This window comes from Amycolatopsis sp. SID8362, from assembly GCF_010550475.1.
Lineage (GTDB): Bacteria > Actinomycetota > Actinomycetes > Mycobacteriales > Pseudonocardiaceae > Amycolatopsis > Amycolatopsis eburnea.
In genome coordinates this window covers 1-802 of the sequence record NZ_JAAGNB010000367.1, presented here as the reverse complement: position 1 = coordinate 802, position 802 = coordinate 1, and the positions used below count along the sequence as shown (strand labels likewise).

Here is an 802-nt window from a genome sequence, read left to right as displayed (position 1 = left end):
ATCGGCGCCGCGGCCTGCCAGCCCCACCGCGCGGGCGGCGCGAACAACCGCGGGGCCAGGTGGATCGCCCAGCTGTCCGATGACGTCGTCACCGACGACAGGCCCTGCCCCGGCCCGGCCGCCATGCGATAGGTCCCGCTCATCCCCGCCTCCGCGCTCAGAAGATGCTGCCCAGCCACGTCTTGACGTGGTCGAACCAGTGGGGGTCGGCGGTCGTGAGGATCACCAGGAAGACCCCGGCCGCGATGGCGATGAACACCAGCGAGAACACGAAACCGATCAGCCGGCGGATCGGGCCGGCCGGACCGCGGTGCCGGCGTTGGCCGAGCTGGCGCTGAGCGTCCGCGGACTGGCGCTGGAACGTGGAGAAGTGCTGCACCTGCTGCTGGTAGTTCTGCTGCGCCTGTCGTGAACCCGGTGAGGTCATGGCGACTCCTTTTTTCCGTTGCTGCCGGTGTTTCAGATGAGCCGGGCAGCCGGCTGATACGGACTCGATCGAGAAACTTCGATGTCGCCGACACTATGGGCGCCGGACCGCGTCCGGGTCCGGTGAAGTACGCATTCGCGGTACGCAGGTCGCGCCGGGCTCAGCGGCGCTGGGCGGTCCAGGCGGCGATCTGGGTGCGGTTGGCCAGCCCGAGCTTGGTGAGGATGTGCTGGACGTGCGTTTCGGCGGTGCGTTCGGAGATGTGCATCAGCGCCGCGACCTGCTTGTTGGTCAGTCCGTCCGCGACGTGCGCGGCGACCTCGGCCTCGCGCCGCGTGAGACCGCCGGGAGCGTCGCCGCGCAGCGTGCCCGCGA

General features: G+C 69.8%; 2 protein-coding genes. Both read right to left on the bottom strand.

Annotated features, from left to right (window positions below; translation table 11 throughout):
- Positions 1-157 precede the first annotated feature (157 nt).
- On the bottom strand, positions 158-427 hold the full coding sequence (locus G3I65_RS11945; RefSeq protein ID WP_160696162.1) for a hypothetical protein: 270 nt from the start codon (positions 425-427) through the stop codon (positions 158-160).
- Between the two features lie 160 nt (positions 428-587).
- Positions 588-802, bottom strand: a 215-nt coding sequence (locus tag G3I65_RS11940) for a response regulator transcription factor (RefSeq protein WP_160696161.1), incomplete at its 5' end; no start/stop codon positions are given.